The sequence below is a fragment of the Hahella sp. HNIBRBA332 genome (assembly GCF_030719035.1).
In the GTDB taxonomy this organism is placed as follows: domain Bacteria; phylum Pseudomonadota; class Gammaproteobacteria; order Pseudomonadales; family Oleiphilaceae; genus Hahella.
In genome coordinates this window covers 1,417,529-1,442,255 of record NZ_CP132203.1, presented here as the reverse complement: position 1 = coordinate 1,442,255, position 24,727 = coordinate 1,417,529, and the positions used below count along the sequence as shown (strand labels likewise).

Below are 24,727 nucleotides of genomic sequence, written 5' to 3'. Positions count from 1 at the left end.
ACATGTTTATCAAACTCTGCGCCCTCGGGCGTGACGCCGAACTGAGATACACACCAAGCGGACAGGCAGTGGCTACGCTCGCCCTCGCCTACAGCATTGGACACGGCGACAACAGACGGACCCAATGGATCGACGGCGCACTATGGGGCGACCGTGCTATCTCGCTGGAGCCACACCTGACCAAAGGCACAAAGCTGGTCGTGACGGCTGACGATCTGGAGCTGGAGCAGTTCACCAAGGGCGATGGTTCACCCGGGGCGAAGATCCGCTGCCGGATAGTTAAGGTCGACTTTGCGAGCCCGAAACAAACCCAGCCTGCGCCGCAACCATACAGGCCAGCAACGCCACCACAGCCGCCAGTCCAGATGCCAGCCACAGGCCAGGCATATGACGAATTCGACGACATTCCTTTTTGAATGACGCCTAACAACACATAAAAGGAAAGGGGTTCAGTGACCACTGAAATGGAAGAGCTACCCGAACTAATGAAGGTAAGTCAGGTAGCAAAAGCCCTCAACTGCAGCGCATCACAAGTTTACTCAATGTTAGGCAAAGAGCTGGAATACATACAGATAGGCAAACGAGGCCGGAGAATTGAGTTGGCCGAGTTGCGGAGATACATTGAGAATCAGCGCAGGCGCAACCCCATCGATAAAGGTTTAAACAGATGGGAATCACAGTTAGGTACAGACAAAGCCGCGACCGCTGGGTCGTTACGGAAACATATAACGGTGAGCGAGTTCAAACAACGTTTAGGACAGAGAAAGAAGCCCGCCAATATGCAGCAAAATCAACTACAGAATTAAACGAGGCAATACACAATGGAAAAATGGGGAGAAAGCCAAAGCGCACTTTTCTTGAAGCCGCTATGCGCTGGGTAAACGAGTATAACGTCGAGAGCCAACATCACCATATTGAACGTGTGGCGGAATATATGGGGGATGAAATTGCACTTGGTATGGAACTCGTCGATAAAACCAGAGCAATGGCAAAAGAGTTGCGCGAATCGGGCCTCTCCCAATCAACAATTAATAACCGAGTTCAAATAGTAAAAAGAGTTCTCAACTTGGCATATAGAGAGTGGGACTGGATTGAAGAACCATTAGGCCAAAAGCTTAAAAAGCCTGACCCAAAGAATGCCAGACATGTTTACCTTACTCCGTCACAGGTACTTATGTTGGCCACTTCAGTTCCTGAAGACTGCATGTGGGTCGGAAGAGTAATAATTCTTTCTGCATTTACAGGGCTTCGCCAAGGCGAGCTATTAAAGCTCGGAGCTGAAAACTATATAGATGGTCGTATTATGCTGCGGCCAGACCAAACAAAAAACGGGAAGCCAAGAATCGTTCCTGTATTACAGGAAATGAGAGAGTGGTTAGAGGGGACGCTACCCTTCCCAATTAAGTATCAAGACATAAGGCGCGGCTTTGAATGCGCGCGGACGCAGTGCAAGATGGAGCATGTTCGCTTTCACGACCTGCGGCACACTTACGCTTCATTTCTTGCAGCGTCGAATGCGCCAATTACAGCAGTGAGAGATTTGTTAGGACATAGCTCATTGATCGTGACCAGCAGATACGCGCACTTATTTACGTCGACGCTGGACGACACAGTCTCGAACCTGCCGCGCATCAATCTGTCTCTGATGGACAAGCGCGACCAAACTGCGACCAAGCACTGAAGGAGGTATCAACAGAAGATGAGAGTATAGATATAATACATTGATTTATAAGGATAAATTTGGTGCCCGGGGCCGGGGTCGAACCGGCACGGTATCAAATACCGAGGGATTTTAAGTCCCTTGCGTCTACCAATTTCGCCACCCGGGCGAGGGAGGCATTTGCCGGAGAAAACATGGAGGCGCGGGTCGGAATCGAACCGGCGTACACGGAGTTGCAGTCCGCTGCATGACCACTCTGCCACCGCGCCTATAATCAAGACTTCTAGAGCTAAAAACCCCGAGCTTGTCGGGGTTTCGGAAATCTTGGAGCGGGAAACGAGACTCGAACTCGCGACCCCAACCTTGGCAAGGTTGTGCTCTACCAACTGAGCTATTCCCGCATATCACTCTTGAGCAGTGAGCTTTTCGCGTCTCTCTGCTGGAGTGGCGCTTAGTTTACGTTTTTAGCCGGACCTGTCAAGCCTGAACCTGCAATGTATTTAAAGAAAAATAAGAAAAAATGAATTTATGGATATTTCCTGTCCAGATAGTCCATTTTTTGCGCCAGTTCACAGTATCTACAGGTAATTCGCCGCTCATCGTTAACTTTAAAGGGGCTAAGACGCCCTGCAGTTCAGACCGAAAAGTCATTCTCTTTTCTTTTTCTCGTCACAACTCTTACGGAAAAAGCAACAATCATCCGATAGGACTAGTCCATAAAATTCTTGTTTTTCAATGCTTTACATTTAGACCCTATCTTTTTCGGCCATCTTACCCAAGAATTCGCGCTCAAAATTTATACACGTCCGAAAAGGTATCAAAGCATGATCGAGAATGGTGATTTGATACTCCACTATCTGGAACGATTGGGAGTGAAGTACGTATTCGGTGTGCCAGGAGGCAGTATTGAACCACTTTATAACGCCCTCGCCCGCAGCGAGCGCCGGGGCGGACCAAAGGCGGTGTTGGCGAGACACGAATCCGGAGCGGCCTTCATGGCGGACGGATATGCGAGAGCGACAGGCAAACTGGGGGTGTGCATTTCGACTTCCGGTCCGGGAGCCACCAACCTGCTGACCGGCGTGGCCAATGCCTATGCTGACGGTATCCCCATGCTGGTGATAACTGCACAGCCGTCTATCGAGCGTTTCGGCTTGGGCGCGTTTCAGGAAGGTTCCTGTACAGGCATTAATACCGTCAGCATCTTCGACAGTTGCACCCGCTTCAACACACTGGTGTCGCACCCCGCCCAGTTGGAGCACAAGCTGCTGATGGCGATCGGATATGCGCTCAGCAACCAGCCTGGTCCAGTGCATTTGAGCGTTCCCCTGGACATCATGCGCGCCAAATCCCCTGATCCGGCGGGCATTTTCAATATGCGCGCCTTTATCAACCATGAAGTCGTGCCCAGCGCCGAGTCGATGCATCGTTTACTAAAAGAACTCGCGTACGTTCAGAAAGCCACGCTGGTGATCGGAGAAGGTTGCGCTGGGGCGATGGAGCCGCTGCTCGCTCTGGCGGAGTCACGCAACTGGTTGATCGTCACCACGCCTATGGGCAAGGGTTTAGTTTCGGAATATCACCCTTTATATAGAGGCGTATTCGGCCTCGGCGGACATGAAAGCGCCCGCGACGCCTTACATCCCGACAATGCAGAGCGCGTAATAGTCATTGGCTCCGCATTGGATGAAGTCACGACCGGCGGCTGGGACCCCAACGCGATTTTCTCCAACCGCTTGATACATCTGTCCGGCAACCCTGACCACCTCAGTCGCTCAGTGATGTCGAGACTGTCGATACTGGGTTCGCCGCGCTTGCTGTTGGAGCCTTTCGCCAAATATCTGAAGCATGCAGCGCCGCGCAAATTAAAGTATTCGCCGGGAGCTGACGGATTTCCTCAACACGTCATCTATGCAGACAAAGAAGCCTGCCTTGACGTGGAAGCGCCGATCAAACCGCAAGCGCTGTATTGGGCGCTGAGTCAGGTTTGCCCTCGTAATACGCCCGTATTGATGGACACGGGCAATAGTTTCCTGTGGGGCGTGCACTATTGGCGCACCAATCCACCCTTGTCAGATTCAACTAAACTGTTCCACATAGGCATGGGGTTCGCGACCATGGGCTGGGCTATCGGAGCCGCAGTCGGCATGGCGCTCGCCAAACCGGATACGCCTGTCATTTGTTTCACCGGCGACGGCAGCATGCTGATGAGCGGACAGGAGATCACCGTCGCGCGGGAGCTGGATTTGAACATTCTGTTCATCGTTCTGAACGACAGTCACCTGGGTATGATTAAACACGGCCAACGTCTGGGTCGCGCGGAGGATATCGCCAATCGTCTGCCACATGTGGATTTCGCCGCCATGGCCAAAGCGGCAGGCCTCGCGTCGCAACGCATTACCCGGCTTAAAGAGCTGGATGAAATCGGCGTCGACAGCCTTTTCTCCAAACCCGGCCCATTCGTTCTGGATGTGGTCGTCGACAGCGAACAAGTTCCCCCCATGCGCCAACGCACCAAAGTTCTGACAGGAGGCAATCATGAGCAGCAAATACGGATACCTGACGAAAGTCTGGTCTGAAGAACCTGAAGCCGACAATCCCTTCGCCGCACACTCCGCCCTTTGCTACGGCTACGATGTCTACGGCGACATCCTGACCAAGGCGAGCTGGTTCGAGTACCTGTATCTGCTGTTCAGGGGGGAGAAGCCCAACGCGGACCAGACGCAACTGTTGGAAAAACTGGCTATCGCCCTCGCCAACCCAGGTCCCCGCGAGGCCAGCGTGCGCGCAGCAATGAACGGCGGCGTTGGCGGCTGCCCTCATGCGGCTTCGTTAATGGCGTCCCTGGCCGTCGGCGCTGGTCAATACGGCGGCGGACATGAAGTCTACATTTTGATGCAGCTTTGGCGGGAATGCGGTACCGACATTGAACAATGGCGAGCGCGCCTCCCCTCCCCGGTCAGCGATACGCGGGAGGATATCTGGCGGCCCATGGAGCACGCGCCCGGTTTCGATCCCAACGGCGAGAGCTGTCCAAAGCCGGTGCGTCAGGTGTTGGAAGCACTGGCGGAAATTCCTTGCGCCATCAACGTACGCTGGCTTGCGCAACATCGCCAGGAACTGGAAGCCGTCGCCGAGGCGCCGCTGTCAATGTCCGGCGTAGCCGCCGCAGCGCTGCACGATTTGGCAATGAACGAGCACGCCGCCGTCATGCTGTACCTGATGCTGCGCTTACCTGGCGCCGCCGCACACGCCATTGAACAACGAGACTTGGGCTGGAAAATGTTTCCGTTCTACGGTGACCACATCAAGCTGTCGGATGACCCCGGCCCCTTCGAATTACCCAATGCAGAGGAGCTTGGGCTATGAGCAACAAACATCTGCGCCAACAGGAAACCGCCCACGAAACCGCAATGGGTAAAGCATTTTTGTGCGAACGCGTAGTGTTTCGCGGTAAAGACCTGCATCAGGAGTTAAGCGAGCGCGACTGGTTTTCACTTTATCTCTACTCCATCACCGGCAAGTTCTACACCCCGGAACAAATGCGCATGCTGAATTACATCTGGGTATGCACCAGCTACCCAGACCCGAGCATCTGGCCAAACCATGTCGCTGAGCTGGCTGGCAACGTACGCAGCACGCCATCGCTGTCCTTGATGAGCGGATTGTCCATTTCTGAGGCGTCCATTTACGGCAGAAGACCGGACCGCCGCGCCATCGACTTTCTACAATGCACTCGCAAAGCGTTGGACACCGGAGAAGAACTACCGGACCTGATCAACGCGGCGTTGAAAAAATATCGCGTCATCTACGGCTACGGCCGCCCCTTGGCGCGCCTGGATGAACGCGTGTTGCATCTGGTCAAAAAGGCCCGCGACTTAGGCTTTGCTGACGGAGCCCATTTCACCTTGGCGTTGGAGATCTATCACTATCTCAAAAAGAACAAACGCCTGACCATCAACGTCGCCGCCCTGGCTGCGGCCATCGGCGCGGATTTCGGCATGTCGCCGGAAGAGTATCAGCTTTATCTGACGCCCTGCTTTATGGCCGGCATGGTCCCTTGCTATCTAGATGGCGCGGCCAAACCCGAGGGCAGCGTTTTCCCCATGCGCTGCGAATCGATTCAGTATTCCGGGCCGGAGAGGCGTAGTTGGTGATTAATAAGATTTCAGCCAATCAGGAGCCAATATGAACAACTCAATAAATAATCGTAAGACCGTCTTGATAACCGGTGCATCTTCCGGCATCGGTGAATCCTTCGCCAAAGTCTTTGCAGAAAAAGGCTTTGACACACTGCTTATCGCTCGCAGAAAAGAACGCCTGGAAAAGCTGGCGCAAGAGCTAACAGCAGCCCATGGCAACGTCAACCTAACGCTGGCTTTGGACCTTAATGAAACTGACGCCATTCAAAAAGTCGCCTCGTTTCTGAAGAAGCGTAGATTACATGTGGATGCTTTGGTCAATAACGCAGGCTATGCTCTCCCCAAACCCTTCATGGTCGGGTCTTGGGATGAACATAAGGCGATGATCAACTTGCTCATTACAGTTCCAACTGCGTTATGTCACTTAGTGGCGGAAGGTATGAAAGAGCATGGTCAAGGTTGGATTATCAATGTTTCCTCCATCGCCGCATTCGCCCCAGAGTTTCCCGGCAGCCTCTACAACGCCGCCAAATCCTATGTTCTGCACATGACAGAGGCCCTGGATCTTGAGTTAAGGCCATTCAATATCAACTGCATGTCTTTATGTCCCGGACTGACTAGCAGCGAGTTTCACGAAACCATGGGAGTTAAGGAATTTCTGAGTTATATCCCCAAATGGCGTTGGATGGAGTCAGATATCGTCGCTAAGGAAGGTTATGAGGGAGTAATGCGAGGCGAGCATCTGCTCATCAACGGCAAAGTAAACCGAGCCTTGGTTAACGCCTTTAAGTTCATGCCAAACAAGATTAAGTATCTGATGGGCAAAAAGCAGATCATTTTGTAACAACCGGTCTCTCACGATATCCAGGGAACCTCTGAAAAACGTTGGCGAGGCCACCAGTGCAAGGAAAAAGTCGGCGAAAAAGCGTAGTTTATCGTGAATAAATGAGCATTTTGAGCCGACTTTTGACGCCGCAATGGCAACGCAGGTAGTTTTTCAGAGGCTCCCTAGAATTTATATTGCAGGGACGCATATATACTTCGCCCCGCCAAAGGCAGGTCTTCCGGCAGCGCCGAGGCGGGACCGGGCTCTTTTGCGTCTCGATCAAAGATGTTCTTTACAAATAAAGACGCCTCTATCTGTTGTCCCTGAAAATATCTCACGCCAGCGTCCACAGTGGCGTAGTCATCGAGATCAGGACGTGTATCGCCGGGAGGTCTCTGTTGCCGACCAACCCAATTGATTTGCGTGTGTAGCGCCCACTGTGGATCAAACCAGTAATCACTGCGCACATATATCTGGTGATTAGGAGCATCCCCGACATCCTCGTCCATCGCTTCATCCACCGACTTTTGATAGGCGTAATTAGCGGTTAATGTCCATTTATCACTGGGGTTCACTTTCACTTCCAGCTCTGTCCCGTAACCTTTACGACGCCCGACATTCTTAGCCTGACTCCTGGGAGTCCCATCATTGAGAGGCGCAAAGGTGATGAAGTCTTTAATTCGGTAATAGAAAAAGTTCATTGAGTACTCGACCTCTTTGGAAAGATAGTGAGTAAACGCCAGTTCATAGGTATCTATGGTTTCCGGTTTGAGATCTGGATTACCAAGAGAAAACGGGTTGGAAATAACAAACAACTCCTCGAAACTGGGAGCTCTAAACGCTCTCCCATATAGCAGCTTCGACGTAAAACTCTCTGTGGTAGCCCAAATGAGGGCTGCTCTAGGGTTCATTGTTTGGCCAAAATCCGAGTAATGGTCATAGCGTAACCCTGAGGTCAACTGCCAGTTCTGTGCGAACTGCCATTCGTCCTGAATGTAACCAAAGTAGCTCGTACGATCTTTCTCCGGTAACCATACCTCATCGGTGTCAGCCACACTTTCCAGCCCACCAGGTCTTGGAGTGAACATAGGGGTAAAGTTCTTTGTTTCTGTCGTTTCATAAACATCCCCCCAGAAATAGCCCAATCCTAACCTGATCCGGTGATCTTTACTGCCTGAATAGAGACTCGATATCTGTGTAAGTACGTTTTGCTCTTTATAACCAGGATTACCAATAAATCCGTCTGGAAAAGAGGCCGTAGAGCCTGGTGAAAAGACCAGCACTGTCCCCTTCGGGTAAAGATAGTTATTCGACTCTGGATCTTGGGTGCCGTAGTAGTAGGACACCTGGGCGGATGCCGATAAGTGATCGGCCAAATTGCTGAAATCGTAAGTTAAGTCAGCGTTCACTCTGTCGCTTCTGAATTCCCCGTATGGATCCAACGCCTGAATAACGCCCGGGCCGGTCTGCAGGTTATTACGCCCTTGATATCCCAGCCTCGCTTTAAATGATTTAAACCCTGCCTCCAATCGAACTTCTGTTATATCCCGCCCAAGATTCACCGAACCGGGGGCATGCGATACCGCAGTCCCTGCAGCATTGTCATTAATTGTTTGGGCGTCACTGGCGATGATTTCTTTAAACCCATCTGTACCTTCATATTCCAACGACACACCTATATCCCAATCGCCGTATACGCCCCCATGTAATAACCAGCCTGCCTGAGTATCAAAACTTCCCGCCCGAGCGCCAGTGTATGTGCCATTTATTTCCTTGCCTGATTTGGTAATGACATTAATCACTCCAGCAAAAGCGTCAGCGCCGTACAGAGCAGATCCCGGCCCGCGAATTACTTCTATCCTCTCCACCGCTTTAAGCGGCATTCCGCCCCATATATGGCCCCGATTACCAAACACCAACGTCCGCAGAGGTATACCGTTGACCAGCATCAAAGTTTGAGGGTTGCGGGCGGAAACTATTCCGCGGAAATAGTATCTGGGGAAATAAGCTAACGTTGAAGGTGACACATGCAGACCCGGCACCGTCTCCAGCACTTCGTCAATATCGGTCGCCCCCATGGCCGCGATGTCTTCCGCAGTGATGACCGTGGTGACCGCGGCGGCTTTGTCCAGTGGGGTGATGGTGCCCGAGGCGATGCTGGTGACGCGGATCTGCCCCAGTTCTTCGGGGGAGAGCGCCCAGAGGCTGTCTTCAAAGAGATTATCGTCAGCGGCGTACCCTGCCGAAGCGGCAAGAGCCAGACTTAACGCGCAAACCTTTCTAGTTGTAGTCATATGAGTCGTATCGCGTTTGATTGCTGCGGACAGGATGACGCGTCGAACATAAGATACAGCCAGCCGCGCACGTCTTAGCTAAGCATAGCAGCAGGATTTGATCTGTGCGAAAAGATGGCGCTGGAAATTTTATTAATTACAACGGCTTGGGCTTACTGATAGCGAAGCCTTGCGCATAATCCACGCCTATTTCGATCAGTTTTTCCTTAATCTGCTCGTTTTCCACAAACTCAGCGATGGTCGTCAGTCCCGCCGCATGCCCAATACGGTTGCAGGCTTCGACGATCCCCACGTCAATCGGATCGGACAGCATGTTGCGCACAAAGCTGCCGTCAATTTTCAGATAATCCACCGGAATCGTTTTTAAATAGGAGAAGGAACTCATACCGCAGCCGAAGTCGTCCAATGCAAACTTGAACCCCTCTTCCCTGATCTCACGGATAAACTCCACGGTTTCCGCCAGGTGCGCGATGGCGGCGGTTTCCGTTATCTCGAAGCAAATACGCTCCGGGCGGATTTTGTATTTTCTGAGATTTTTGCGAATGTCCTCGAATACCTTGTCGTCGCTTAACGAAGTGCCTGACAGGTTGATGAAATAAGCCCCGTCGTCCGCCATCCCTTTGCCGCTTTCGGCGAGGTATTGGAACACCAATTCGATAACCCGGCGATCGATCAGCGGCATGAGGCTGTAGCGTTCGGCGGCGGGTATGAAAGCCCCCGGCGGAACAATCTCCTCCCCTTCATGCAGACGCAGCAGGAACTCGGTATGTAGTCCAGCGCCGCGATCCGGACCAAGCCGCTCCATAGGCTGCCGATAAAGGAAGAAGCGATTTTCCTCCAAAGCGATGCGGATGCGACTGATCCATTGCATTTCCGTTCGACGGCGTTTCATTTCCACGTCGTCGCTCTGGTACACCTGAATCGTATTGCGACCTTTATCCTTGGCGGCGTAACAGGCGATATCGGCGTGACTGAGAATCTCGGCGCCGGAGCCGTATTCACTGGTGACCGCCACCACGCCGATGCTCAAACTGATGGTGAACGGCTTCTGCTGCCAGACAAAACGGAAGTTTCTCACTTCGCTGTTCAGCTCCTGCGCCAACTGAATGGCGCGGCGTTCCGCACAACTCTCCAAAAGTATTCCGAATTCGTCGCCGCCCAACCGGGCCAGCGTATCGCTTTCGCGAATATGTTTGGACAGCAGTATGGACAATTGCTTGAGCAGTTCATCCCCGGCGACATGTCCGCAGGTATCGTTGATGATCTTGAACTGATCCAGATCCAGGTACAGCAGCATGTGAGTCAGACCGCGCTCCTTGCTGCTGGTGAGCGCGCTTTTCAGGCGACGTTCGAATTCACGACGGTTCACCAGATCAGTCAGGCTGTCGTGGTACGCCATATGATGCAGCGTACGCTCGGCTCGCTTGCGGGCGTCGCGAACTGTAGCTTCTTTCAGCTCCCGCTGGATAGCCGGCAGCAGGCGCGCCAGATTGTCCTTCATGATGTAGTCATGGGCGCCGGCTTTCATCGCTCGCACGGCGACATCTTCGCCAATGGTGCCGGATACGATGATGACAGGCACATCCAGTTCCGCCTCACGCACGATCGCCAGGGCTTCCTCCGAGGAAAAGCCGGGCATGTTATGGTCGGTAATGATGATGTCCCACTGTTGAGCACCGAGCATCTTGCGCATGTCGCGCTCATTGTCCACGCGGGTATAGTTGGGCAGCATGCCGCCTTTGCGCAATTCCCTGATCAACAGGATGGCGTCGTCTTCCGAATCATCCACTACCAGAAGACGCAAACCCTGTCGCATAGTCGCTCCGGTCACTGAAGCTTGCATAACGGAGGCCGATTGATGTCCAACCAGTATTCTCCCATCAGGTTCATCTGACGGGAGAACTCAGTAAAATTAACAGGCTTGTTGATATAGCTGTTCGCGCCCAGGCGATAGGCTTCCTTGATGTCGCTGGATTCATCTGACGAGGTCAGAATCACGACTGGCAACAAACAGGTCCTTTGGTCGTTCCGAATATTTCTCAGCACATCCAATCCATTCAGCTTGGGTAACTTCATGTCGAGAAAAATCACTACTGGCTGCTCAGCGACGTTGCGTCCCTGATAGTCTCCTTCGCCAAACACAAAATCCAGGGCCTGCTGGCCATCCCGCGCCACCACCACCTGTGTTTTCGGGTTAGCTTTCTTTAATGCTCTTAACGCCAACGCCTCATCATCAGGGTTATCCTCAACCAGTAATATCATGCACTGTTGCATCAGCGATTCTCTCAGTCCACTAACCAAGTCTAGGCCTATTATTTTATTTTATACAACTTTACGCGCCGACTATTCAGCGCGCCCCAGTCTCGTGTGCGTCCACCGCCGCATCATTCAATGTGAAGTAGAATGCGCTGCCCTCTCCGGGTTGCGATTCCGCCCATATCCGACCGCGATGACGGCTGATCACCCGGGACACTGTCGCCAGCCCAATGCCGCTGCCTTCAAACTCCGCTGGCGAGTGGAGACGGTTAAAGGCGACGAACAGCTTGTCCGCATACTTCATATCAAACCCTGCGCCGTTGTCTTTCACATAAAATATCCGCTCGCCGTCTTTGTCAATGGCGCCAAATTCAATTCTCGCAAGGGAAAGTTTCGAGGAATATTTCCAGGCATTGCCAATAAGATTGGAAAGCGCCACGCCAAGCAGATTGTCATCCCCCTGGGTCATTAAATCCGGCTGAATGACAACCTCCACATGCCGCTCCGGCTGATCCGCCTGCAAAGCCTCCACGATGGTCGCCGCCAGGTTGCTGAGATTCACTTCTTTGCTCTCCACCTTATAGCGCGTCACCCTCGACAAAGTGAGCATGCTGTCGATCAGGCGCCCCATGCGCTGACTGGCGGCGCGCACACGGTTGAGGTAATCCATGGCGACTTCGTCAAGCTGATCCGAACAGTCCTCCAGCAATGCGTCACTGAAACCATCGATAGCGCGCAAAGGCTGACGCAGATCGTGGGAGACTGAGTAGCTGAACGCCTCCAGCTCCTTATTGGCCGAACGCAGCTCCACTGTCCTCTGCGCCACGATTTTTTCCAGATTCTCGTAGTTATGCAGAATCTGCGCGTTCTGCTCTTCAATGGTGTCCAGCATGGAATTAAAAGCCACCACCAACTGCCCGATCTCGTCTTCGCTCTCCTGTTCCGCCCGCAGACTGTAATCCTTCACCCTGGCGATACGGGTGGCGGTTTCCGTTAAATGCACCAGCGGCGTGGAGATGATGCGCTGCAGCATGCTGGACACCAGCAACAACGCCATCACCACCAATGCAGACACAATCGCGGTGGTGGCGATATAGTTTTGCAAATGGCCCACTAATTCCTGCAAGGAAGAGCGGATATACAGCTTGCCGATGCTTTCGCCATCCAGTTCAATGGCCTGGGTCAGATGAAAATAGCTGCTGGTGAACTCCCCTTCATTGGCGGCAGGCGCCAGGGGACATTGCAAGTCCTGCCGTCGGGAAAAGCTGCTCAGAGGCTGCCCCATGGCGTCGTAGATACAGGACAGCTCGATAGACTGGCGCAACTTAAGGCTGTTGACGTTATCCTGCAATTGCGCCGTATCGCTGAACACCAGGGCAGCGTTGCTGCGGTCCGCCAGGATTTTTCCAATGACGTTCATTTCCTGTTTCAGCTGGTCTTTGTAAGTAAGGTTCTCGTACCAGATGAAACTCAGGCTGACCACCACAATGCCGATCACGCTGGTGAACAACGTCATCATGATCAGCTTGTGCTTTATCGGCATCTGAGACCATTTCATGTTCTGCTGCACCTGCCTACTTCTTGATCACGTCCAGGGCCAGTTCGAGCAGCTTGGAGCTGATGTCGAGACCGGCCTCGCGGGCGCTGGATAAATTTATTTCAAACCGGATCACATTGCCGACGGTCACAAACCCGATCATGCCGCCAGAGCTGGCGAAATCTTTCATATCGCTTACGGTCAAAACATTCTGTCCCGCCTGGGAGAGAATCGTTGGTAACTGACGCCTCTCTTCCCGACTGATAAACAGCACTTCGCAGACCGCGGCGTCCGCAGGTTTAGCGGGATACAACAAATTGATGGGCTTGCCGTGTGCGGTAAGAGACTTAAGCGGATGGAGAATTTCCTTGAATGGATCCTCCCCGTAGACACAGATATCAATGGTGGAAGCCGTCGCCTCCGTGTCAGTCCAAGTAACGAACTTGATGAAGTTATAAAGGTAGGCGGCTTTGATTTCGTATTCGGAACGGGCGTACGCCTGCTCCCACGTCCCCAGGACAGCGGTCAGGATCAGAAACAGTCTGCAGAAGCGTTTCCCTAAACCCGAAAGCATAAACAATTGCTATATTTTTCTTTGTTATTCGCTGCTTGTGCGGTGAATCATATCCAGCGGCCAAGTCGCCACTCCTGATTTTCAGAGTTGGCCGCAGCGTTTCGGAAATACGTAGTAAAACTCAACCTTAGTGGCTGAGTTTAGCTCAAATTATTGAAATAAAAATAAAAACTGTAAAAAGAATGCAGAATCGCCGCCTCTCGGCAGCGACTCCAAACACCTTAAAAGGCGAAACAGATAACCCTCGACAAAACTACATTCTGTCCATAACAAAGGTTTGTATGCAGGCGCGCTGGTTCTGCAGCTCAGGATATCCGGGGATGACGATGTCATAGGTCTGCACGCCGCCATCCACCATCGCCAGTTTGATCCAGCGCCGGTCCCGCGCGATTAACCCTTCGAAGCGCAAGGGCCCGCCGCTGGCGCTGAAGCCTGGGACGCTCTCCTGACAGTTGGAGAACTCCACGGACAGCCGATGATTTTCCAGCACCTGATAATGACCTCCCGGGCAGTTTCCAGCGATGCGCGCAGTGACCGGGGCGTCGCCAATAGCGGTTTTATCCAGACCAATCAGCGACCCGGTGACATTCAAGTCCACCGTTCCTGCCGGAGAAAACGTCATCACGCCATAGCCCGCCACAGAAACCGCTTCGCCCTCCACCAGCAGGCTGTGAGGAGGCTCTGGATCGAACCCTGTCGCTGGCGGCGGCTGCAATGGGGTCTGCACGCACGAGAACTGACCGACAAAGCCATATTCCCCCCGCAACGCCTTGCCGCCCAGGTTCGCCGTAGCGAGCGCTGAATCGCTCGTCCCCTCCAGCGCCATAGACGCACTGGATAAACACAACGCCACCGCGCCCAGCAGACGCGCTCCCGATTGTAGATAACACTGGTTCATAGACATAAACTCCCTATTGTTTCTTTGTCGCCACATCGTCCGCCTACCGCCCACTTCAGGGGGACGCTTTCACCTAAACGTCTTCGCCGATTATTTAATGTTCGAATGACAATTGCCATCAGCGGCCCATTTATACCGGCCCTAAGCGGCTTTTTTTACGGAATTTTTACGGCCTGGCAATCCCCGCCTTGATAAACTTTAATACTTGGTTTCCAAGCTATTTTCAGACAGTTTCTCCCCAGCGTGATCAACAGACGAGCCACTTTCTACCTACTCACCTTCCCGGTCGCATTAATGGGAGGCGTGCAATTGATTTTCGGCGCGCTGTCCGTGGCGCTTTTTCGCGACAATGTGCAGCAGGCTTTTATGGCTCCCGCGTTGGCGATGCTGGCGGCGTCCTATTTATTCTGGTCCCGCTACCGCAAGTCCGATCTCACCAAAATTGGCTACCGCGACTCATTACTGTTCGCCAGTCTCACCTGGATGTGCAGCGGCGTGCTGGGGGCAATCCCTATTATTCTGGTCACAGGCGTCAGCTTCACCGACGGCGTATTTGAATCCATCAGCGCCCTTACTACTACAGGCGCCACGATTCTGAGCGGACTGGACGACTTACCCAGAACCTTCCTGTTGTATCGACAGTTCCTGCAGTGGCTGGGAGGCCTCGGGGTGGTGATATTCGTGGTGGCGGTGTTACCCATGTTGAATGTCGGCGGTATGAAACTGCTAAAAGCGGAGACCCCCGGGCCAGTCAAAGACGAGAAGCTCTCACCTCGTGTCGCCAACACGGCGCACTACCTCTGGATCGTCTATATCGCCATCACCGTGCTCTGCGCTCTCGCCTATTTCGTCGCCGGCATGAGTTTTTACGATGCTGTCGCACACAGCTTTACCACCGTATCCACCGGCGGATTCTCCACTCATGACGCCAGCATGGGCTACTTCCAGAGCCATCTGATTCTGGCGGTTTCCGATGTCTTCATGCTGTTGGGCGCTATCAGCTTCGGCTTGCATTTCAAGGTATTTCGCGCCCGTAATCCCTTTGTGTACCTCAAAGACGAGGAAACCCGCACCTTTCTGCTGATTGTGGCGGGCCTGTCTTTGCTTCTGTGCATCATGTTGCTGAAAGCGCAGAAGTATCATGATCCTTTAACCGCGCTCAGCGATTCCGCTTTCCATTTGGTCTCATTCATCACCAGCACCGGCTTCGGCGCCGCCGGCTTCACGGACTGGCCTGAAGCCACCGCCATGCTATTGGTTTTCGCCGGCTACCTGGGAGGCTGCGCAGGGTCCACCGCTGGGGGCAACAAAATCATCCGCAATATCATTTCCATTAAGTCCATCAGCCTTGAACTCAAGCGGATCGTCCATCCTCACGGCGTCTTCGTCATGAAATATCAGGGACGCTCCGTCGGCTCCGACGTCACCAGCGCGACGGCCGCCTTCATGAGCTTCGCCGCCGGCAGCACTCTGATACTGACTTTGGCGCTCATGGCGACAGGATTGGAGTTCTGGTCTTCTTTCACCGCCGTCGCCGCATGCCTAAACGTGCTGGGCCCGGCATTTGCGGAACTGGGTAGCAACTTCGCCCCGGTCAGCGACACCGGCACCTGGGTGCTGTCCTTCGGCATGATCCTGGGGCGTCTGGAATACTTCACGCTGCTGGCCATCTTCCTGCCCCACTTCTGGCGCAGATAGCCTGACGGGGATAGCGGACAAAAAGCCTACTCCGCTTCGCTCTCCGCTGAATCGCCATCCTGGAGGCCATCTGGATCGGGCTCCGGCTGCGGGTCAACCGGCAGGATGATGCGAATATTCGCGCCACGTCCTTCTTTACCATCCAACGCCTCCACTGAGCCGCCATGGGCGCCGATCATACCGTGACAGATAGCGAGCCCCAACCCGGTGCTCGGCTTGCGATCGCCTTTGGTGACGGAATAGAACATATTGAACACCTGCTCCCGCTCTTCCGGCGGAATCCCGGGCCCTTGATCAATCACATCAATGATCAGGCTCGTATTCTCCACTCTGGCCAGAATGTCGATGCGGCCGCCTTCCGGCGAAAACTTGGCGGCGTTTTCCAGGATATTGATCAGCGCCTGCTCCAGCAGGGCGGCATGCACATACAACAGGGGGATATCTGGAGCCAACTCAATATTGACCTTTAACGACTTAAGTTCATTCACCAGCCTTTTCACTGCGGCGCCGACAATATCGTGCAGAGAGGTCCAGTCCCGGTGCAGCTTCAAGGCGCCATATCCCAGGCGGGTCATATCCAGCAGGTTCTGAATATAGCGGTCCAAACGCTCCGCTTCCTGTAATGTCGTCTCCATCAATTCCCTGCGATCCTCGTCGGACAGGCGATCATGGTATTGCAGCAGACTGCCGGCTGCTCCGATCATCGCCGCCAAGGGCGTTTTCAGGTCATGGGAAACAGATGAAAGCAGCGCCGCCCGCAGACGCTCGGTCTCAGCCTGAAAGCGTACTTCCTCTAACTCTTCATTGAGTTTGGTCCTGAGCAGGGACAGCTTCAGTTGCTGCGTCAGATTGCTGATGCGACTGTGGTTCTCCCAATCCAAAGCTTTGTATGCCCCATCAGGAACGCCCAGCAGACAAAGCACTCCCATTTCCGAGCGCACCGGCAGCCATTTGTACTGGGATGGGTGCTCAGGAGAGGTCAGCGCGCCAGTGGAATCCGGCCCTGACTGGTCCCATATACGTCTGGCGAGCTCTAACTCAGGCGGGGGCAAAGAAAAAGGTTCTCCACGCGCATCCGCCGCGCCGCCAGGTTCCCCCTGGCCTTTTTCAAACGCCAGTACTGGCGCGCCGACAAGCTTGGCCATTTCTTTGAGCGCCACTTGCATAATAGAGGCCCGATCCGGCGCCAGACTCAGCTTGCTGCTCAAGGACAGTAGATCCTCCACTTCCCGTTTGCTCTCGCGAATCGCGGAAACCTGCTCTTTCAAGCGCACAGCAAGGTTGCCGCTGATGGTGGATAACAGCAGAAAAAAGATAATTGTTAACAGGTCCTCTAAATGAGTGACCTTCAGGGTGTAATGAGGGTGGGTAAAAAAGTAGTTGTATGCGAAAAAGCCCAGCAGCGCACTCCATAAGGCGGGCCAGACACTGGTTTTGAGGCCCGCGGCGAGCACCCCCAGAAACAACACCAGCAATACGTTGGGGTGCGCCAACACCTGGGTGATCACCAGCGACGCCAGCATGGCGCCCAGCATAATCAGGGTCGCCAGCCAGAAGTCCTTCGGTTTGAAATGAGCGTTAATGTCCTTCAGCACGCATTGATTCCTTAGCATTCATAAAAGCCGACAGATCCAGACAGAGCGTTATGTGTTCGCGATGATTGCAAGCTGTCGAAAATGGACTTTCTATCATTCCAACTACCAATAATCCAGCCGTCGCAACGGACGGAAGCTGTTTGCTCAGTATATGGGTATTGCAGGAAAGTTTAGTCGCTGACGCTTATTGCGGCTCGGGGAGGAAGGGATAAACCACACCCAGACGGGCAAGCATGGCGTCCATTAGCGTCTGGGTGGCGACAGTATCGCACCAGGGAATCACATCGCTCTGCAGTTCGCCGGCGCGAATACGCTCCATCGCATGCATGACCTGATACTCGAACCCGTTCGCCAACAGCGACCCCTCAAAAGCTTCGCAGGTTCCGTCATCCGTGGTCAGCGTCACTGTCGACGCTTCCCAAAAATCAGCGGGAACCTCGATACGTCCTTTGGAACCGTATATCAGGAAACGATTGTCCGTGTTGGATAGCAGATTACAGGTGAACTGACTCGCCGGGCCGCCATAATTGAGAATGGCGGAAACCCGCTCGTCCACGCCGGTTTCTCCCACCACGCCATCGCACACAAAGGAGTCTGGATTACGCCCCATGACAAACTGGGACATGGAAAGGTTATAGATCCCGATATCAAGTAGTGAGCCGCCGGCGAGGTTCAATTCGAACAAACGGTCTCCCGGCGTCCTTTCCGCTTTGAAGCCGAAACGGGAGTCCAGCAGCACCACATCGCCTATCGCGCCGGCATCCAGCCATTGTTTAACCTGACGCCAGACAGGTATGAAACGCGTCCAGAGCGCCTCCATCAGGAAAACCTGACGGCGGGATGCGGCGTCCATCAATACGCGCGCCTGTGCAGCGGAAACGGTCAGCGGCTTTTCACAGAGCACCGGCTTGCCAGCTTCAATACATAGCAGCGCAGTTTCTAAATGATAACGATGAGGATTGGCGATATAGATGGCGTCAATGTCCGGATCACGGGCGATTTCCGAGTAATCCCCGTAAACCCGTTCGCAGCCAAAGCGTTGGGCGAAAGCTTCGCCGCGCTCGCGATTGGAGCTGGCGACCGCCAGCACTCTGGCGTCGTCAATACTCTCGAAGCAGGCGGCGAATCGTTGGGCGATGCGCCCTGGCGCAATGACACCCCAGTTGAATGTACGCATGACCGTCTCCGTCCGCCTGTCACATTAACCGATCAGCGAATAGGCCCAATGCCTACCGCCTGCTTGGCCTTGGCCAGCAATACCGCCGCCTTTTCTCTGGCCTTTTCCGCGCCTTGCTGCAGCGTGGCTTCGATATAGGCGGGATCCTGCATTAGCTCGTTGTAGCGTTCACGCTTATCGGCCAGGATCTCGTTCAGATATTCGAACAACTGCTTCTTCATCTCGCCCCAGCCGATGCCTTCTGCGTATTGCTTACGCATGTTCGCCACTTCTTCTGGTTTGGCGAATGCGGAATAAATCGCAAACAGGCTGCAACCGTCGGTCTCTTTCGGTTCACCGGGCTCCAGAGAGTTAGTGACGATTTTGTTGATCAGCTTTCTGAATTTCTTTTCCGGCTCGAACAAAGGAATGGTGTTGTTGTAGCTCTTGCTCATTTTGCGCCCGTCCAGACCAGGCAACACCATGGACTCCTCACTGACCACCACTTCCGGCAGCACGAAGGTTTCACCAAAGATGTGGTTGAAGCGCGCAGCGATATCACGACACATTTCCAAATGCTGCACCTGATCCTTACCGACAGGCACCTTGTGCGCATTGAACATCAGAATGTCCGCCGACATCAGCACCGGATAACTGAACAGCCCCATGGTCACGCCCTTGTCAGGATCGGCGTCGCCTTTCTCAATGTTCTCCTGCACCGCGGCTTTATATGCGTGAGCGCGGTTCATCAAACCTTTCGCCGTCACACTGGTCAATAACCAGTTCAGTTCAAGAATTTCCGGAATATCGGATTGACGGTAGAACGTCACTTTTTCCGGGTCCAGACCGCAAGCAAGCCAAGTCGCCGCGATGGCTTTGGTGGACTCCCTGACACGCTCAGGCTCGTGGCACTTGATCAAGGCGTGATAATCCGCCAGGAAGAAATAAGACTGCACCCCGTCCTGCTTGCTGGCTTCAATGGCAGGACGAATAGCGCCCGCATAGTTACCCAGGTGAGGAATGCCGGTAGTGGTGATACCCGTTAATACAATCTGCTTGCTCATGGACTCTGTACTTTCGCGGAATAAAACAAGGGCTGGAAAGATATCAGATTACAGACTTGAAGACAGTATGCGGGGCCGCAATAACTGTAAAAAGTAAGTAATGGAGCAGTCACTATCCGTAAGCCTGAGAAGTTCCCTAAAGAGAAAGTTTTTTTCGGTAGACGTCAGCCATGGGTCAGCGCATTTCGCAGCGATCTTAGGCGAGGCTTCCATTGGCGCTGGATTTACCGCAACAATCGTTTTGACGCTTTTCTTATTCATCGCACTCAGCTGAAAAGAAATTTGCCGTGGTTCGCCCGAGGCCGCCGAAGAGCAATCAAAGACAGACGTTGTACATTTGGACGGCAGCGCGGATTAAGAACGCTCCACCGTTCACTAATTAAATATCGCTTCGAGCTATATGAGCCAGACGAGGATTGAAATCGTCCCTTCACTTATATGTTAGTCATCAGGAAGCACATAAGGCCTCATTGTGCTTAAATGTTAATCACTGAAGAACTTTGTTAGAACGCATTCTTCAAACCTGTTGACACCCCAAAATTTTTGAGTATTATGCACGACTCGTGTCACACAGGCACTCTTAACGGTGAGCTGGCTGAGTGGTTGAAAGCAGCGGTCTTGAAAACCGCCGTAGGTTAATAGCCTACCCGGGGTTCGAATCCCTGGCTCACCGCCACTTCTTTCTTCGCCCTTGCGGAGATCTTCAAAAGAAACATCCTCTCTTATTTATTAATTCTTTTTTAGCTTTCCGGCTGCCTCCAAACCTATCTTTCCACTTGAACCATCGAACAAGTTCTTTCGTATCAACAGGTACACTGCAGCATTCACCTGAGAGGCGCGGCGCACAAGGTTTTCTGTAACGAATAATTTATCTTCTTTAGCTACAACAAAGATTGAAATTTCCCTTTCCGTCACTAATATAGAACCAAATAGCTTTTTAACTGGAGATGTTCATGGACAACAGACGCTTTAATAACCAATCAGCCGTCGCTGAATTTAGTCAGGGCTACGGCGTAGCAGTGGATTCCTCCACCGCCGCCAACGTATTGAAAAACACTTACTGGCTGCTGGGCATGACCCTGGCCTTTTCCGCTTTCACAGCATTCTTGTCATCAAGCATGCAGTTCAACCCTATTATGCATTACGGCGCATTCTTCGGCGCCTTGGCGATCAGCTTCTTAATTCATAAGGTCGCCAATAGCGTTTGGGGCTTGGTGCTGGCGTTTGCTTTCACTGGATTGCTGGGTTTGACAATTGGCCCTGTTGTTGGCCACCTTGTCGCCGCAGGCGCCGCACAGGCGGTAACCAGCGCATTGGGCCTGACCGCATTCGTGTTCTTTGGCCTGTCCGCTTACGCCCTGATCAGTAAGAAAGACTTCAGCTTCCTGGCTGGCTTCCTGGTTGCAGGCTTCTGGGTCATCGTAGGCTGCATCATCATGAGCTTCTTCATCCAGAGCAGCGCATTCTCTCTGGCGATCTCAGGCGCTATCGTACTGTTCGCGTCCGCGGGAATTCTGTATCAGACCAGCGCCATCGTTCATGGCGGTGAGACCAACTACATCCTGGCGGCGGTATCTCTGTACGCTTCCATCTACAACCTGTTCGTGAGCCTGCTGAACCTGATCCTGGCGTTCAGCGGTGACGATTGATCCTAAATAGGTTTACACTAAGCCCGGTCTAACCGGGCTTTTTTATTTGTCATGAAATACACCATTGTCGTTTACGGCGCTCCCTTTTCGTCACAGGCGCCTTACTCAGCCTGCCAGTTCGCCAAAGCCGTTCTGGCCAGGGGCCATAGCATTTACCGCATCTTTTTTTACCATGACGGCGTACTGAACGCGTCCTCCCTCAGCATTGCGCCGCAGGACGACGCTTATCTTCCCGCCGAGTGGGCGACGCTCAAACGAGAGCATAATCTCGACCTGGTCGCCTGTATTGGCGCCAGCGTTAAGCGTGGCGTCATCACCCCATCGGAAGCTGAGCGCTATCAGCGCAGCGGCGATTCGCTACAAAACGAGTTTGAACTGTCCGGACTTGGACAACTTGTGGATGCCGCCTTGTATTCCGACCGCGTTATCACATTTGGAGCAGGCTAACGTGAGCGAAGCAGGCAAAAAGCGTTTGTTATATCTGATTACCCGCCCCCCATTTGGCGACGCTTACGGAGCAGAAGGCCTGGACGCAGTGCTGGCGGCGGCGGTTTTCGATCAGGACGTGGAAGTCATCTTCCTGGAGGAAGGCGTTTTCCAATTGTCGAAAAACATCGACCCAACCCCAATCGCCATGAAAAATCATGCGAAAGGGTTCAAAGCCTTGCCTATTTATGGCGTAGAAAAGGTCTTTGTCTCCGTCGAGGCCTTAGATAAGTTCGCCCTCAGCATAGATGATCTGAGCATGCCCGTTGAAACCCTGGAGATCAGCGCCATTAAAGAAAAAATGGCGATGGCGGACCATATATTCAGCTTTTAAAACGTCTTTTTTCAACCCACTAATTCATCATTACTCATACGCCATGGTGTTACATATATTCAATAAAGGCATTCGCAATCGCGAGCTGCTTAAAACCTGCGCTGAAATGACAGGCCCCAATGACAGTCTGCTTTTAATTGAAGACGGCGTAATATGGGCCAAGGAACATAAAGAGAACTCATTGCTGCTGGGACTCCTTGATGCAGGCGTCAAAGTGTATGCGCTCAAGGAAGATCTGACCGCGCGAGGCATCACCGCCGCAGACGCCATTGCAATAGCGGACTACGCACAGTTCGTCGAATTGACCGAGCGCCACCCTCGCAGCGTTTCCTGGTTCTAAAGCCATATCGCAAACAAAAAGCGGAAGCTATTCCATGACGTTACAGGACCTCCCCCTGGATAAAGACGGCTTTCTGGTCAATCTGAACGACTGGAGCCCCACTATCGCAGAAGAAATCGCCGCACACGAGAATATCGCACTGACTCCCGAGCATTGGGAAATCATAGATCTGGTGCGGGAGTTTTATGATGAATTCGGCCTGTCCCCGGTCAATCGCGTTCTGGTGAAAACCACAGGGGCCAAACTGGGCCAGGACAAAGGCAACAGCATTTATCTGATGCAACTGTTTCCCGGCGGCCCCGCCAAAATTGCCTGCAAAATCGCCGGCCTCCCCAAGCCGAACAACTGCCTGTAAACAAGGAAAACCTATGCTGAATGAAAAGTTTCCCAAAGAAAGCAACGAACACGCTTTCGCTCCTTTTATCAGGGCATTAGGTAAAGGTAAAAAGGGCTCTCGCTCACTGACCCGTGAAGAAGCGCGCGCCGCCATGGGAATGATTCTGGACGGCGATACGCTGGACCTGCAGCTTGGCGCGTTTCTTATGCTGTTGCGGGTGAAAGAAGAAACGCCGGAGGAATTGGCTGGATTTGTGGAAGCGGCGCAGGCCAGATTTAACGCCCCCAAACTCAAGGTGGATATTGACTGGAGTTCCTACGCAGGCAAGAAGCGTCACCAACCTTGGTTTCTGTTCGCCGCCCTATTACTGAGCCAAAACGGTTATCGCATTTTTATGCATGGCTCTGAGGGCCATACGCAGGGACGCCTTTACACTCGTTCGGTGGTTGAAACCCTGGGCCTGCCCGTGGCGGCCAACTGGCATGACGCCGAAAGAGCCCTTGAGGACAGCCACTTCGTATATATGCCACTGCAAAGCTTTTCTCCCCGTTTGCACGACATTATTCAGATGCGCTCAATTTTAGGCCTGCGCTCTCCCGTGCATTCCATGGCGCGCCTGCTGAACCCCCTTCATGCCCCTCTCGTCATGCAGGGCATCTTCCACCCGCCCTACAATCCTATACACCAGCTCAGCGCCAACCTGTTGCAATACCCCACCGCCGTCGTTATCAAGGGCGAAGGAGGTGAAGTCGAACGCAACCCGGACGCCCAATGTGTGGCGCATGTCAGCCGCCAGGGCGAAACCTTCGAAGAAACCTGGCCGCCTTTATTTGCGCAACGTCATCTCAAAGCAGAAGAGCTCTCCATTGAACACATGCTTAATGTGTGGCGAGGAGTTGATGAAGATGAGTATGCAGAGGCCGCGGCGATCAGCACCCTGGCATTGGCGTTGAAATATATTGGAAATAGCCAGTCTCAACAGGAAGCGCTGGAAACCGCCACAGAATGGTGGCGCAAGCGGGATAAACAACGATTCTGAGGATACAGAAATAGAAAGGGCGAACCATGTTCGCCCTTATTTCATTTGTGCTCTATGGCTTGGCCAAGCCTGCACTCTTACCAGAACGCTTAAGAGTAGTAAGCGTTGTCCGTGACCGTATGGTCAGTGGCGTCACGAACGCCTTTCAACTCTGGAATTTTCGTCAACAGCGTTTTCTCAACGCCTTGCTTCAGGGTGAAATCCACCGCCGAACACCCCTGACAACCGCCGCCGAACTTGAGTACGGCGATATCGTCAACCACTTCCACCAGAGACACTTCGCCGCCATGGGAGGCCAGTCCAGGGTTAATTTCGGTATACAGGATGTAATTGATACGATCAGGCAACGGAGAGCTTTCGTCCACCTTGGGCATTTTGGCGTTGGGCGCCTTAATGGTGAGCTGGCCGCCCATGCGTTCGGTGTTGAAGTCAACGAAAGCTTCTTCCAGGTATGGCAGGCTGTTTTTATCCAGATACAGGGTAAAAGCGTCAAACTCGACTTTTTCATCATCCTTTATGATCTCTTCCGGCTTACAGTACGCCAGACAAGTTTCCGCATACTTGGTGCCTGGCTGCGTCACGAACATGCGCACGCCCATGCCCTCGGTTTTTTGCTTTTCCAGTAATTGCGCGAGGTAGTCGCGAGCCGATTCTGTGACTGTTACCATTCCTAAATAGCCCCAAAGGTGATTGATGCTGTGAATTGTAGAGCAAAAGCCTCGTTGGTTAAAGCCTTAGCAAATTAGTAGGATTTAGCTGAAGCGCGCTTTACCTATACCCCCACATCGGTCTCCGCAATACTGCAAAAGGCTTCTTAGCCCTAGGCAAACAGGGCATCTTAT

Annotated in this window: 23 protein-coding genes, 4 tRNA genes and 1 pseudogene; 15 read left to right on the top strand and 13 right to left on the bottom strand. The window is 53.0% G+C overall.

Going from position 1 to position 24,727, the window contains the following annotated elements; genetic code table 11:
* Positions 1-2 precede the first annotated feature (2 nt).
* The 3 genes and pseudogenes from O5O45_RS06720 (at position 3) to O5O45_RS06715 (ending at position 1,681) form a co-directional block, all read left to right on the top strand.
* Positions 3-416 carry a single-stranded DNA-binding protein gene (locus tag O5O45_RS06720; protein ID WP_305904468.1) on the top strand — a complete coding sequence of 138 codons (414 nt, stop codon included), beginning with the start codon at positions 3-5 and terminating at the stop codon, positions 414-416.
* Between the two features lie 48 nt (positions 417-464).
* Positions 465-623 (top strand): annotated as a pseudogene (locus O5O45_RS31925) (helix-turn-helix domain-containing protein); the annotation flags it as partial.
* A 44-nt stretch (positions 624-667) separates the two neighbouring features.
* Positions 668-1,681, top strand: a complete 1,014-nt coding sequence (locus tag O5O45_RS06715) for a tyrosine-type recombinase/integrase (protein WP_305904467.1) — start codon at positions 668-670, stop codon at positions 1,679-1,681.
* Positions 1,682-1,741: 60 nt separating this feature from the next.
* Here the strand turns inward: O5O45_RS06715 and O5O45_RS06710 are convergent.
* The 3 genes from O5O45_RS06710 to O5O45_RS06700 all read right to left on the bottom strand — a co-directional run bounded on the left by O5O45_RS06710 (position 1,742) and on the right by O5O45_RS06700 (position 2,061).
* Positions 1,742-1,829 (bottom strand) — tRNA-Leu (locus tag O5O45_RS06710).
* A gap of 26 nt (positions 1,830-1,855) precedes the next feature.
* Positions 1,856-1,929, bottom strand: a tRNA-Cys gene (locus O5O45_RS06705).
* A 56-nt stretch (positions 1,930-1,985) separates the two neighbouring features.
* Positions 1,986-2,061, bottom strand: a tRNA-Gly gene (locus O5O45_RS06700).
* A gap of 423 nt (positions 2,062-2,484) precedes the next feature.
* Here O5O45_RS06700 and O5O45_RS06695 point away from each other — a divergent pair.
* Genes O5O45_RS06695 through O5O45_RS06680 form a run of 4 tightly spaced genes read left to right on the top strand, consistent with a single transcriptional unit; the run spans position 2,485 to position 6,646 of the window.
* Entirely contained in the window at positions 2,485-4,239 is a 1,755-nt protein-coding gene (locus tag O5O45_RS06695; RefSeq protein WP_305904466.1) for a thiamine pyrophosphate-binding protein, read from the top strand.
* On the top strand, positions 4,199-5,029 hold the full coding sequence (locus O5O45_RS06690; protein ID WP_305904465.1) for a citryl-CoA lyase: 831 nt from the start codon (positions 4,199-4,201) through the stop codon (positions 5,027-5,029). Before O5O45_RS06695 ends, O5O45_RS06690 begins: the two co-directional genes overlap by 41 nt.
* The gene (locus O5O45_RS06685) at positions 5,026-5,817 is read left to right on the top strand and encodes a citrate/2-methylcitrate synthase (RefSeq protein ID WP_305904464.1); all 792 of its coding nucleotides are present in this window, start codon (positions 5,026-5,028) and stop codon (positions 5,815-5,817) included. Before O5O45_RS06690 ends, O5O45_RS06685 begins: the two co-directional genes overlap by 4 nt.
* 31 nt (positions 5,818-5,848) lie before the next feature.
* A complete protein-coding gene (locus O5O45_RS06680) occupies positions 5,849-6,646 on the top strand; it encodes an SDR family NAD(P)-dependent oxidoreductase (RefSeq protein ID WP_305904463.1) in 798 nt (265 codons plus the stop codon).
* A gap of 164 nt (positions 6,647-6,810) precedes the next feature.
* Here O5O45_RS06680 and O5O45_RS06675 read toward each other — a convergent pair whose 3' ends face one another.
* From O5O45_RS06675 to O5O45_RS06650, 6 genes are all read right to left on the bottom strand, one after another.
* Positions 6,811-8,922, bottom strand: coding sequence for a TonB-dependent receptor plug domain-containing protein (locus O5O45_RS06675; protein ID WP_305904462.1), 2,112 nt, complete (start codon positions 8,920-8,922; stop codon positions 6,811-6,813).
* Positions 8,923-9,058: 136 nt separating this feature from the next.
* On the bottom strand, positions 9,059-10,738 hold the full coding sequence (locus O5O45_RS06670) for a putative bifunctional diguanylate cyclase/phosphodiesterase (RefSeq protein WP_305904461.1): 1,680 nt from the start codon (positions 10,736-10,738) through the stop codon (positions 9,059-9,061).
* Between the two features lie 11 nt (positions 10,739-10,749).
* Positions 10,750-11,196 (bottom strand): response regulator, encoded by a 447-nt coding sequence (locus tag O5O45_RS06665; protein ID WP_011396428.1) that lies wholly within the window; start codon positions 11,194-11,196, stop codon positions 10,750-10,752.
* 73 nt (positions 11,197-11,269) lie between these two features.
* Complete coding sequence (locus O5O45_RS06660; protein WP_305904460.1) at positions 11,270-12,736, bottom strand: ATP-binding protein; 1,467 nt, start codon at positions 12,734-12,736, stop codon at positions 11,270-11,272.
* Between the two features lie 16 nt (positions 12,737-12,752).
* Positions 12,753-13,289: a YfiR family protein gene (locus tag O5O45_RS06655; protein ID WP_305904459.1), complete on the bottom strand. Its 537-nt coding sequence runs from the start codon at positions 13,287-13,289 to the stop codon at positions 12,753-12,755.
* A 253-nt stretch (positions 13,290-13,542) separates the two neighbouring features.
* The gene (locus O5O45_RS06650) at positions 13,543-14,187 is read right to left on the bottom strand and encodes a hypothetical protein (protein WP_305904458.1); all 645 of its coding nucleotides are present in this window, start codon (positions 14,185-14,187) and stop codon (positions 13,543-13,545) included.
* Positions 14,188-14,430: 243 nt separating this feature from the next.
* Between O5O45_RS06650 and O5O45_RS06645 the strand changes: the two genes are divergently transcribed.
* On the top strand, positions 14,431-15,885 hold the full coding sequence (locus tag O5O45_RS06645) for a TrkH family potassium uptake protein (protein WP_305904457.1): 1,455 nt from the start codon (positions 14,431-14,433) through the stop codon (positions 15,883-15,885).
* A 26-nt stretch (positions 15,886-15,911) separates the two neighbouring features.
* On the opposite strand, the gene O5O45_RS06640 is transcribed toward O5O45_RS06645, so the two are convergent.
* The 3 genes from O5O45_RS06640 to O5O45_RS06630 all read right to left on the bottom strand — a co-directional run bounded on the left by O5O45_RS06640 (position 15,912) and on the right by O5O45_RS06630 (position 19,700).
* Complete coding sequence (locus O5O45_RS06640; RefSeq protein ID WP_305904456.1) at positions 15,912-17,480, bottom strand: sensor histidine kinase; 1,569 nt, start codon at positions 17,478-17,480, stop codon at positions 15,912-15,914.
* 184 nt (positions 17,481-17,664) lie between these two features.
* Positions 17,665-18,657 carry a Gfo/Idh/MocA family protein gene (locus O5O45_RS06635; protein WP_305904455.1) on the bottom strand — a complete coding sequence of 331 codons (993 nt, stop codon included), beginning with the start codon at positions 18,655-18,657 and terminating at the stop codon, positions 17,665-17,667.
* Positions 18,658-18,689: 32 nt separating this feature from the next.
* Entirely contained in the window at positions 18,690-19,700 is a 1,011-nt protein-coding gene (locus tag O5O45_RS06630; RefSeq protein ID WP_305904454.1) for a tryptophan--tRNA ligase, read from the bottom strand.
* Positions 19,701-20,285: 585 nt separating this feature from the next.
* Here O5O45_RS06630 and O5O45_RS06625 point away from each other — a divergent pair.
* From O5O45_RS06625 to O5O45_RS06595, 7 genes are all read left to right on the top strand, one after another.
* Positions 20,286-20,376, top strand: a tRNA-Ser gene (locus tag O5O45_RS06625).
* 277 nt (positions 20,377-20,653) lie between these two features.
* Positions 20,654-21,349, top strand: a complete 696-nt coding sequence (locus O5O45_RS06620) for a Bax inhibitor-1/YccA family protein (RefSeq protein ID WP_305904453.1) — start codon at positions 20,654-20,656, stop codon at positions 21,347-21,349.
* 51 nt (positions 21,350-21,400) lie between these two features.
* Positions 21,401-21,796, top strand: coding sequence for a sulfurtransferase complex subunit TusD (gene tusD / locus O5O45_RS06615; RefSeq protein ID WP_305904452.1), 396 nt, complete (start codon positions 21,401-21,403; stop codon positions 21,794-21,796).
* 1 nt (position 21,797) lies between these two features.
* Positions 21,798-22,169, top strand: a complete 372-nt coding sequence (gene tusC, locus O5O45_RS06610) for a sulfurtransferase complex subunit TusC (RefSeq protein ID WP_305904451.1) — start codon at positions 21,798-21,800, stop codon at positions 22,167-22,169.
* 43 nt (positions 22,170-22,212) lie between these two features.
* Positions 22,213-22,509: a sulfurtransferase complex subunit TusB gene (gene tusB / locus O5O45_RS06605; protein WP_305904450.1), complete on the top strand. Its 297-nt coding sequence runs from the start codon at positions 22,213-22,215 to the stop codon at positions 22,507-22,509.
* Between the two features lie 34 nt (positions 22,510-22,543).
* A complete protein-coding gene (locus O5O45_RS06600) occupies positions 22,544-22,864 on the top strand; it encodes a TusE/DsrC/DsvC family sulfur relay protein (RefSeq protein ID WP_279508063.1) in 321 nt (106 codons plus the stop codon).
* Between the two features lie 13 nt (positions 22,865-22,877).
* On the top strand, positions 22,878-23,885 hold the full coding sequence (locus O5O45_RS06595; protein ID WP_305904449.1) for a glycosyl transferase family protein: 1,008 nt from the start codon (positions 22,878-22,880) through the stop codon (positions 23,883-23,885).
* Positions 23,886-23,974: 89 nt separating this feature from the next.
* Here the strand turns inward: O5O45_RS06595 and nfuA are convergent, their stop codons facing one another.
* Positions 23,975-24,553 (bottom strand): Fe-S biogenesis protein NfuA, encoded by a 579-nt coding sequence (gene nfuA / locus O5O45_RS06590; protein WP_305904448.1) that lies wholly within the window; start codon positions 24,551-24,553, stop codon positions 23,975-23,977.
* Between the last annotated feature and the right edge of the window lie 174 nt (positions 24,554-24,727).

Excerpts from the sequence above, each read along its gene's own strand:
- O5O45_RS06720 (WP_305904468.1), top strand. The coding sequence starts at position 3 with ATGTTTATCAAACTCTGCGCCCTCGGGCGTGACGCCGAACTGAGATAC.
- O5O45_RS06715 (WP_305904467.1), top strand. The coding sequence starts at position 668 with ATGGGAATCACAGTTAGGTACAGACAAAGCCGCGACCGCTGGGTCGTT.
- O5O45_RS06695 (WP_305904466.1), top strand. The coding sequence starts at position 2,485 with ATGATCGAGAATGGTGATTTGATACTCCACTATCTGGAACGATTGGGA.
- O5O45_RS06690 (WP_305904465.1), top strand. The coding sequence starts at position 4,199 with ATGAGCAGCAAATACGGATACCTGACGAAAGTCTGGTCTGAAGAACCT.
- O5O45_RS06685 (WP_305904464.1), top strand. The coding sequence starts at position 5,026 with ATGAGCAACAAACATCTGCGCCAACAGGAAACCGCCCACGAAACCGCA.
- O5O45_RS06680 (WP_305904463.1), top strand. The coding sequence starts at position 5,849 with ATGAACAACTCAATAAATAATCGTAAGACCGTCTTGATAACCGGTGCA.
- O5O45_RS06675 (WP_305904462.1), bottom strand. The coding sequence starts at position 8,922 with ATGACTACAACTAGAAAGGTTTGCGCGTTAAGTCTGGCTCTTGCCGCT.
- O5O45_RS06670 (WP_305904461.1), bottom strand. The coding sequence starts at position 10,738 with ATGCGACAGGGTTTGCGTCTTCTGGTAGTGGATGATTCGGAAGACGAC.
- O5O45_RS06665 (WP_011396428.1), bottom strand. The coding sequence starts at position 11,196 with ATGCAACAGTGCATGATATTACTGGTTGAGGATAACCCTGATGATGAG.
- O5O45_RS06660 (WP_305904460.1), bottom strand. The coding sequence starts at position 12,736 with ATGAAATGGTCTCAGATGCCGATAAAGCACAAGCTGATCATGATGACG.
- O5O45_RS06655 (WP_305904459.1), bottom strand. The coding sequence starts at position 13,289 with ATGCTTTCGGGTTTAGGGAAACGCTTCTGCAGACTGTTTCTGATCCTG.
- O5O45_RS06650 (WP_305904458.1), bottom strand. The coding sequence starts at position 14,187 with ATGAACCAGTGTTATCTACAATCGGGAGCGCGTCTGCTGGGCGCGGTG.
- O5O45_RS06635 (WP_305904455.1), bottom strand. The coding sequence starts at position 18,657 with ATGCGTACATTCAACTGGGGTGTCATTGCGCCAGGGCGCATCGCCCAA.
- O5O45_RS06630 (WP_305904454.1), bottom strand. The coding sequence starts at position 19,700 with ATGAGCAAGCAGATTGTATTAACGGGTATCACCACTACCGGCATTCCT.
- O5O45_RS06620 (WP_305904453.1), top strand. The coding sequence starts at position 20,654 with ATGGACAACAGACGCTTTAATAACCAATCAGCCGTCGCTGAATTTAGT.
- tusD (WP_305904452.1), top strand. The coding sequence starts at position 21,401 with ATGAAATACACCATTGTCGTTTACGGCGCTCCCTTTTCGTCACAGGCG.
- tusB (WP_305904450.1), top strand. The coding sequence starts at position 22,213 with ATGGTGTTACATATATTCAATAAAGGCATTCGCAATCGCGAGCTGCTT.
- O5O45_RS06600 (WP_279508063.1), top strand. The coding sequence starts at position 22,544 with ATGACGTTACAGGACCTCCCCCTGGATAAAGACGGCTTTCTGGTCAAT.
- O5O45_RS06595 (WP_305904449.1), top strand. The coding sequence starts at position 22,878 with ATGCTGAATGAAAAGTTTCCCAAAGAAAGCAACGAACACGCTTTCGCT.
- nfuA (WP_305904448.1), bottom strand. The coding sequence starts at position 24,553 with ATGGTAACAGTCACAGAATCGGCTCGCGACTACCTCGCGCAATTACTG.